This window comes from Fusicatenibacter sp., assembly GCF_977045365.1.
Window position 1 is genome coordinate 1 of record NZ_CDRRUH010000083.1, and the last position, 8526, is coordinate 8526.

The 8526-nt window shown below is 49.2% G+C and carries 6 protein-coding genes and 1 other annotated feature; all 6 genes read left to right on the top strand.

Features of this window, described 5'->3' with window-relative positions; translation table 11 throughout:
- The first annotated feature begins 180 nt into the window (after nt 1–180).
- Nucleotides 181–444, top strand: a binding site (T-box leader).
- A 100-nt stretch (nt 445–544) separates the two neighbouring features.
- The 6 genes from ACY2VW_RS13435 (at nt 545) to ACY2VW_RS13460 (ending at nt 8472) form a co-directional block, all read left to right on the top strand.
- Nucleotides 545–2206: a 2-isopropylmalate synthase gene (locus ACY2VW_RS13435; protein WP_461873108.1), complete on the top strand. Its 1662-nt coding sequence runs from the start codon at nt 545–547 to the stop codon at nt 2204–2206.
- A gap of 15 nt (nt 2207–2221) precedes the next feature.
- Nucleotides 2222–2827: a hypothetical protein gene (locus ACY2VW_RS13440; protein WP_461873107.1), complete on the top strand. Its 606-nt coding sequence runs from the start codon at nt 2222–2224 to the stop codon at nt 2825–2827.
- Between the two features lie 209 nt (nt 2828–3036).
- Nucleotides 3037–4521: a threonine synthase gene (gene thrC, locus ACY2VW_RS13445; RefSeq protein ID WP_117760348.1), complete on the top strand. Its 1485-nt coding sequence runs from the start codon at nt 3037–3039 to the stop codon at nt 4519–4521.
- Between the two features lie 72 nt (nt 4522–4593).
- The gene (locus tag ACY2VW_RS13450; RefSeq protein WP_461878397.1) at nt 4594–6849 is read left to right on the top strand and encodes a hypothetical protein; all 2256 of its coding nucleotides are present in this window, start codon (nt 4594–4596) and stop codon (nt 6847–6849) included.
- 35 nt (nt 6850–6884) lie between these two features.
- Nucleotides 6885–7934 carry a nicotinate-nucleotide--dimethylbenzimidazole phosphoribosyltransferase gene (cobT, locus tag ACY2VW_RS13455; RefSeq protein ID WP_461878398.1) on the top strand — a complete coding sequence of 350 codons (1050 nt, stop codon included), beginning with the start codon at nt 6885–6887 and terminating at the stop codon, nt 7932–7934.
- A 16-nt stretch (nt 7935–7950) separates the two neighbouring features.
- On the top strand, nt 7951–8472 hold the full coding sequence (locus tag ACY2VW_RS13460) for a bifunctional adenosylcobinamide kinase/adenosylcobinamide-phosphate guanylyltransferase (protein ID WP_461878399.1): 522 nt from the start codon (nt 7951–7953) through the stop codon (nt 8470–8472).
- Nucleotides 8473–8526: the final 54 nt, after the last annotated feature.

An 8526-nucleotide genomic window follows, 5' to 3' on the forward strand; every position in this document is an offset into this window, starting at 1 on the left:
AAAGAAAAGGTTTGTAGTAAGCTTGCGTCCAATTAAGTACTTGGAAGAACTTTTAGAAGCTTAAAAAAACTGAAAAAGCAGAATTGGTATTAGATAGTCATTCATGCGTTTGTCGTGGGAATCCTGCGTTTTGCGCTTGACAGAGATGGAGAAAAATGGTAACATAAGAGCCAAGTTAGGAAAAAGGCAAAGAAGAGGAATACTACATGGAGCTTCCGAATCCAGAAAGCTGTTGGGTGATGCGAAACAGCAGACGAATTCCGTGGAACTGACCTCAGAGCCGCTGCTCCCAAATTTAGAATAAGAAGAGTAGGTGCAGACGGAAACCCACCGTTAGAGGGGCAGGATATGCAGATGTTTCATCCGTATCCGCAGAGTGTACAGAGAAAATCTCTGTAAAACAGGAGTGGTACCGCGTAAGATAGCAAGTCTTTCGTCTCTTGTGTCAGAAGCCGACACAGAAGATGAGAGATTTTTTTATGCTTTCATCCCGAATTTATGTCGGCAGAATAAATTATATTTCACTTTCTGGGAGGGAAAAATCATGATGAATGTAAAGAAGTATCAGAAACAGTATTATATGCCGCCGGTTCCGTGCATGGACTGGGCAGAAAAAGACAGCATTGACAAAGCACCGGTATGGTGCAGCGTTGACCTTCGTGACGGAAACCAGGCACTTGTAATTCCGATGAGCCTGGAGCAGAAGGTAGAATTCTTCAAACTCCTCGTTGAGGTTGGTTTCAAAGAGATCGAGGTCGGCTTCCCGGCAGCATCTGAGACCGAGTACGAATTCCTTCGCACCCTGATCGAGCAGGATCTGATCCCGGATGACGTAACCGTTCAGGTTCTGACCCAGGCGAGAGAGCATATCATCCGCAAGACCTTCGAGGCATTAAAGGGCTGCAAGAATGCCATCGTTCACGTTTACAATTCCACTTCCTATGCACAGCGTCAGCAGGTCTTCAAAAAATCGAAAGAAGACATCCTGAAAATCGCGGTTGAGGGAGCAAAGCTCTTAAAAGAGCTGACAGAAGAGGCCGGCGAGAAATACCGCTTCGAGTACAGCCCGGAGAGCTTTACCGGAACCGAGCCGGAATATGCGCTTGAGGTGTGCAACGCCGTTCTCGACGTATGGCAGCCGACTGCAGACCGCAAAGCCATCATCAACCTGCCGAGCACCGTGGAGCTTTCCATGCCGCACGTTTATGCAAGCCAGGTGGAATACATGAGCAAAAACCTGAAATACCGCGATAATGTCGTTCTTTCCCTTCATCCGCACAATGACCGCGGCTGCGGCGTTTCCGATGCAGAGATGGGTATCCTTGCCGGAGCAGACCGTATCGAGGGAACGCTGTTCGGAAACGGCGAGAGAACCGGAAACGTGGATATTATCACGGTCGGCATGAACATGTACATGCAGGGCGTCGATCCGGAGCTTGACTTCTCCGATATGCCGAAGCTCTGCCATGCATTTGAATCCTTCACCGGTATGAGCATCAACCCGAGAAGCCCGTACTGCGGATCTCTCGTATTTGCAGCCTTCTCCGGTTCCCATCAGGATGCGATCGCAAAAGGCATGCACTGGATCGAGGAGAAAGCACCGGATACCTGGACCGTTCCGTATCTGCCGATCGATCCGACCGATATCGGAAGAAACTACGATGCAGACGTCATCCGCATCAACAGCCAGTCTGGAAAGGGCGGTGTCGGCTATATTCTGGAGACGAAATACGGCCTGAATCTGCCGGCGAAGATGCGCGAGGCCATGAGCTATACCGCAAAATCTGTTTCCGATCATCTGCACAAAGAGCTGCGTCCGGATGAGATCTTTGAACTGTTTAAGGATACCTTCGAGAACGTAACAACACCGTACAACATCAACGGCGTTCACTTTAAACAGCTCGATGAGGGCAGAATTGAAGCACAGGTTACCTCCAATTACGAGGGCGGAGAGTACACAACTGCATATGCAGAAGGAAACGGCCGTCTGAATGCGGTCAGCAATGCACTGAAACAGCAGTATAATCTGCAGTATGATCTGGTCAGCTACACGGAGCACGCGCTGGAGCAGAGCTCAAGTGCACAGGCAATTGCCTACGTCGGCATCAAAAAGCCGGACGGAATCCTTTCCTGGGGCGCAGGCGTAGATCCGGATATCATCCGCGCTTCCATCGACGCGCTGGTAACTGCAATCAACAACCGATAAGAAAAGAGAGAGCATATGCTGTTTAAAAACAAAATTGAATACACCAAAGGAATGTTTGTGGAGATTTACGGCACCGAGATAAAAAAAGTACGTCTGGTACTGCGGATTATCACAGGGATTGCTGTTGTGGCTGCGATCGCTTTTATGATCTACGGTGCAGCAGCGCGGGGATTTATCATGCCGGGAGACTTCTTCAATCTTGGAATCTCCATTCTGATGGCACTTCTGTGTACGTTTCTGCCAAATCTGATGGCACGTTCACAGATGAAAAAATGCAAAAAGAGAGGACTCCTTGGAGAACGTACCCTTCGTTTTACTGAGCATGTGCTCACAATGACATATGAAAAAGAGGGCAGAAGCACCGATATTCCGCTCGAAGAGCTGACAAAGGTGACGGAGTTTGATAATTTTATCCGCATCACCATCGGAGGCAGAAGCACCTTCCTCGATAAGAAACGCTTTGAGATCGGAGATGCGGCAGCGTTTGTGGCCTGGGCGGAAGATAAGATCGCGGAGAATGCGGAAAAAGAGGAAGAAGCACTCGCGCTCGAGGAGACAGAAAGGGAAGCTCCGGCATTAGAAGACGGCGAAGCAAAAACGGAGGAGTCCGACGAAAATTAAATCGTACATTCTGACAAAAAATATTTTGGCAGAATGGTGGAAAATGGCTGTGCATTTTTGTGCACAGTCATTTTTTGTATATTTTTGTTGTTTTTTCATACTTCATCCATTATAATAAGAGGAAGCGTACAGGTAAAACGAATCTGAAGCGTATCCGGCCGGGAGTCAGAGAGGCTCTGCCGGGAGTCAAAGTGAAGGAGAGAAAGAGCATGGAAGTATTATACAAAAGTACCAGAGGCAATGGAGAAACCGTAACTGCATCCCAGGCAATCTTAAAGGGTCTGTCCGACGACGGCGGATTATTTGTACCGACCTCCATTCCAGCACTGGATGTTCCCATGGAAAAACTTGCGGCTATGAGCTATCAGGAAGTGGCATACGAGGTAATGAGCCGTTTTCTTACCGACTTTACAGAAGATGAACTGAAAAACTGTATTGCAAACGCATACGATGCAAAATTTGACACAGAGGAAATTGCACCGCTGACAAAAGCAGACGGTGTTTACTATCTGGAGCTGTTCCACGGCGCAACGATCGCGTTCAAGGACATGGCACTTTCCATTCTGCCGCATCTGATGACGACCGCCGCAAAGAAAAACGGCGTGAAAAATGAGATCGTCATCTTAACTGCTACATCGGGAGATACCGGAAAAGCAGCGATGGCAGGCTTTGCCGATGTGCCGGGCACCAGAATTATTGTATTTTACCCGAAGAACGGCGTAAGCCCGATTCAGGAAAAACAGATGGTAACACAGAAGGGCAAAAATACCCACGTTGTTGCCATCCACGGAAACTTCGACGACGCACAGACCGGCGTGAAGAAAATGTTTAACGACAAAGAGCTTGGAAAAGAGCTGGCAGATAAAGGCTTCCAGTTCAGCTCTGCAAACTCGATCAACATCGGAAGACTCGTTCCGCAGGTCGTTTACTACGTATATGCTTACGCAAACCTGGTGAAAAACGGAGAGATTGCAGACGGAGAAAAGATCAATGTAACCGTTCCGACCGGAAACTTCGGAAATATTCTCGCTGCATTCTATGCAAAACAGATGGGACTGCCGATCGCAAAACTGATCTGCGCTTCCAACGAGAACAAAGTTCTGTTTGACTTCTTCCGCACCGGCGTTTACGACAGAAACAGAGACTTTATTCTGACAACATCACCGTCCATGGATATCCTGATCTCGAGCAACCTGGAGCGTCTGATCTACCGCATCGCCGGAAACAGCGAAGCAGCAGACCGCGAGCTGATGCAGGATCTTGCAAAAGACGGAAAATATGAGATTACCGATGCGATGAAAAAAGAGCTGGCAGACTTCTACGGCAATTATGCATCCGAACAGGAGACAGCAGACGCGATTGCAAAACTGTACAGCGATACCGGATATGTGATTGATACCCATACCGCGGTTGCAGCGGCTGTATACGGAAAATACCGCGAGGAGACCTATGACGAAACCAAGACCGTCATCGCATCTACCGCAAGCCCGTATAAATTTACAAGCAGCGTTCTTGCAGCGATTGCACCGGAGTATGACACCCTTCCGGTACTGGAGCAGGTAGACAAGCTGTCTGCACTTGCCAATACCGAGATTCCGCGTGCGATCGAAGAAATCCGTACTGCACCGGTGCTTCATACGACAGAGTGTGATGTAGATCAGATGCCGGAGACCGTTCGGGCGTTTTTGAAATAAGATAAAGCAGGAGCAGAATTTTAAGACAGGCAGAGCATCCCATGCTTTGCCTGTTTTCATAAGGAGAAAATCATGAAAAATAAAGTAATCAGGGGAGTACTGGCGGCAGCCTGCGTGACAACCGTCGTCGGTACAACGACTGTATTTGGAGCAGGCACAGAGCAGAGTCTGGTAAATGAGGCTTCTGCTGCTACACAGGAAGAAACAGAAGAAACATCGGAGGCGGAAGCAGCAGACGATGCAGAGGCGGCATCGGAAAATATGCCGGAGGCGGCAGAAAAGGAGACAGAAACACCGGATCCGGCAACGGAGAATGCGGGATCGGATCTTCCGGATGCGGAAACACAGAGCAGAGAGTCCGCGGAGACGGCAGTATCCGTGCAGGCCGGAAACTATAATCCATGGGTGAATGAGAATGGCATCTGGTATTTTAAGGATCCGGATGGAACCATTGTCAAAGGGGCATGGAGAGAGTACGACAAGAACCGTTACTATCTGAATGAAGACGGAAAAATGGCAGTCGGCTGGAAACAGATGGACGGAGACTGGTACTATTTCCGAAGCTGGGGCGGTGTTTACCGTGATACGTTTTATACCGTGAAAAATGTACGGTATTATTCGGATCAGGATGGAAAAATGGCAATCGGCTGGAAACAGGTCGAGGGTGTCTATTACTATTTCGATGAGCAGGGTGCGATGTACCAGAACTGCTTTTTTGAGTATGACAAAAATACGTATTACGTCGATGCCGATGGAAAAATGGCAGTCGGCTTCAAACAGATCGATGGAATCTGGTATTACTTCCGAAGCTGGGGCGGCATGGCGCGAAATACTTTTCTGACGCATAAAAATAACATTTACCATGTTGATGCGGATGGAAAGATGACGACCGGCTGGCTGCTGCAGGATGGAACCTGGTACTATTTCCGGAGCTGGGGCGGTATGTACCGCAGCACCTTTTTCCACGGTCCGACAGGAAGCGCACTTTACTATGCGGATGAAAATGGAAAGATGGCCGTCGGGAAAAAACAGATCGACGGTGCCTGGTATTATTTCAAAGACTGGGGCGGCATGTATCAGAATGCGTTCATCAAAAATGGGACGAGTGTCTGCCATGCGGGTGCAGATGGAAAACTGACCGCAGGCTGGCTTCAGCAGGGAAGTACCTATTATTATTTTGATGAAACCGGTGAGCAGTATTTTGACCGTTTTTTTGAATATGACAACAATACATATCGTGTGAATGCAGATGGAAAGATGGTAACGGGCTGGCAGAAAATCAATGGTACCTATTACTATTTCCGGGGCTGGGGCGGCATGTACCGCAGCACCTTCTTTCAGGTCGGAAATGAAACGTATTATGCCGGTGCAGATGGAAAAATGGTAACCGGCTGGCTTTCAAAAGATAATAAATGGTATTACTTCCGGGAAAGCGGTGCGATGTACCGCAATACCTTCTTTACGCATTTAAACAACAGTTACTATGCCGATGCCAATGGCGTGATGGTGACGGGAGAGCGGACTATCAACGGCGCTTCCTATTACTTTAAAGACTGGGGAGGCATGGCAAAGAACCAGTGGCTCAATGCACAGAAACGGATGGTAAGCGGTGATCCGCAGACGGGCTGGTATTACTTTGGAAGCGACGGAAAGATGGTAAAATCGTATTACGCTCTGCTGAAAAAGAACAGCAGCAACTGGTACTACAGCTTTGACGAAAACGGAGTGTGCATTCTCGGCTCGAGCCAGTATGTGCGTGCAAAGGACAGCGTGAGCGGAAAATATTATACGATGGAGCATCAGTATTACACGGATCCGTCTGTGAGCGACCGTGATTTCTTTGCGGCTATCTGCAGTGCGGAGGCGGGTGTCCAGAGAAAAACCGGTATGACGGCAGTTGCGATGGTCATCCGGAACCGGATGGCGGCACAGAATATTTCGCTCCGCACAGCGATTTATAAACAGCAGCAGTTTGAACCGGCGCGGAACGGAAGTCTGACAAACTATCTGACGGGAATTGCGGAGCAGAGCAGTTCGATCATCAATCAGCTGAAAAATAATGGAGCCTACGGTGCAGTGGATGAATCCCAGTCGATCATGGATGCATATCTGAAGAACGGCACAAAACGTGTGATCCCGGGCTTTGGCGATACGAGAGATGATTTTGATTATCTATATTTCATGACTCCGAAAGCATTTGAAAATCTGAATATGGATAAAGAAAAATGTGTGACATATACATACACCTATAAATGGACAACTTCCAGCGGAACAGCGCGGGAAGATTCCCATATTTTCTTTGTGAACTGGGTGAAAAAACAGAGCTGATTGGACGTCATATCGAAAGAAGGGGCGAACAAAAGATGACATTACAGGAAACAATCGAACAGATCCATCCGCTTTCGAAAGAGGCGATGGATCGTGCCAAGGCTCACTGGGACGGCATTGCAAAGCCGCTCCACAGCCTCGGAAAGCTGGAGGACGTGCTCATCCAGATTGCCGGAATCACCGGAAAAGAGGAGATTTCGATTGAAAAAAGAGCACTTCTGACGTTCTGTGCGGACAATGGCGTTGTGGAAGAAAACGTGACGCAGAGCGGTCAGGAAGTGACAGCGACAGTTGCGGAAAATTTTCTGCAGGAGAAGGCGACAGCAGCCATTCTCTGCCGCGGTGCGCATGCGGATCTGTTTCCGATTGATATCGGAATGGCGCGCGATACGAAGGTTCCGCGGTATAAAGTTGCGTATGGAACAAAAAATATGGCAAAAGGTCCGGCGATGACAAGGGAAGAGGCCGTTCGTGCGCTTGAAGCAGGAATCGCCGTGGCGGAAGAAAAAATTGCGGCTGGCTATCAGCTGCTGGCAACCGGTGAGATGGGCATTGGAAATACGACGACGAGCAGTGCAATGGCAGCCGTTTTCCTGAATCAGCCGGTTCCGGAACTCACCGGGCGGGGCGCCGGGCTTTCGAGTGAAGGTCTTGCGCGGAAAATTACAGCGATTGAAAAAGCAATTGCCATCAATCAGCCGGATCCGTCCGATCCCATCGATGTGCTGGCAAAGGTCGGCGGCTTTGATATCGCCGGCATGGCGGGTGTCTTTCTTGCCGGGGCTGCACATGGCGTTCCGGTTGTGATGGACGGCTTTATTTCCTGTGTGGCAGCGCTTCTTGCCGCACGGATTGCACCGCTTGCGAAGGACTATATGATTGCTTCGCACGTATCAAAGGAGCCGGCGGCTCATCTGCTGCTTGCAGAGCTTGGAAAAGAAGCCTTCCTGCACTGCGATATGTGTCTGGGCGAGGGAACGGGCGCCATCATGCTTTTCCCGATTCTGGATCAGGCAAATGCCGTATACCGCGGCATGGCGACATTTGACGAGGCACAGATCGAAACGTATGTGCCGCTGACTTAAAAAGGCAGGTGAAACGATGATACATCTGGTTACAGGCGGCAGCGGCAGCGGAAAATCGGCGTATGCGGAGCAGTGTATTCTGGATTTTGGCGGAACACGGAGGGTTTATATCGCAACGATGCAGCCGTTCGGTGCGGAAGGGCAGGCGCGTATTGCACGCCACCGGAAGATGCGCGCGGCAAAGCAGTTTTCGACGACTGAGTGTTATACGAATTTAAAAGAAGTGGAGCTGGAACCGGGAAGCGATGTGCTGCTCGAATGTATGTCGAATCTCACGGCAAATGAAATATTTGATCCATCCGGGGCGGGAAAAGCGCGGGCGGAGGAGGAAATTCTTGCGGGCGTTTCCCGTCTGGCCCATCAGGCGCGGAATCTGGTTCTGGTGACGAATGAAATTTTTTCGGACGGATACCGATATGAGGAGGAGACGATGGAATACCAGCGGATCCTGGGAAACATTAATGTACGTCTGGCAGAGATGGCGGACTGTGTGACCGAGGTTGTGTATGGGATTCCCGTCAGAATAAAAAAAGAATAAGATGAAAACGATATGGAATAACTTTAAAGTGGCGTTTGCCATGTACTCGAAAAT

Excerpts from the sequence above, each read along its gene's own strand:
- ACY2VW_RS13435 (WP_461873108.1), top strand. The coding sequence starts at position 545 with ATGATGAATGTAAAGAAGTATCAGAAACAGTATTATATGCCGCCGGTT.
- ACY2VW_RS13440 (WP_461873107.1), top strand. The coding sequence starts at position 2,222 with ATGCTGTTTAAAAACAAAATTGAATACACCAAAGGAATGTTTGTGGAG.
- thrC (WP_117760348.1), top strand. The coding sequence starts at position 3,037 with ATGGAAGTATTATACAAAAGTACCAGAGGCAATGGAGAAACCGTAACT.
- ACY2VW_RS13450 (WP_461878397.1), top strand. The coding sequence starts at position 4,594 with ATGAAAAATAAAGTAATCAGGGGAGTACTGGCGGCAGCCTGCGTGACA.
- cobT (WP_461878398.1), top strand. The coding sequence starts at position 6,885 with ATGACATTACAGGAAACAATCGAACAGATCCATCCGCTTTCGAAAGAG.
- ACY2VW_RS13460 (WP_461878399.1), top strand. The coding sequence starts at position 7,951 with ATGATACATCTGGTTACAGGCGGCAGCGGCAGCGGAAAATCGGCGTAT.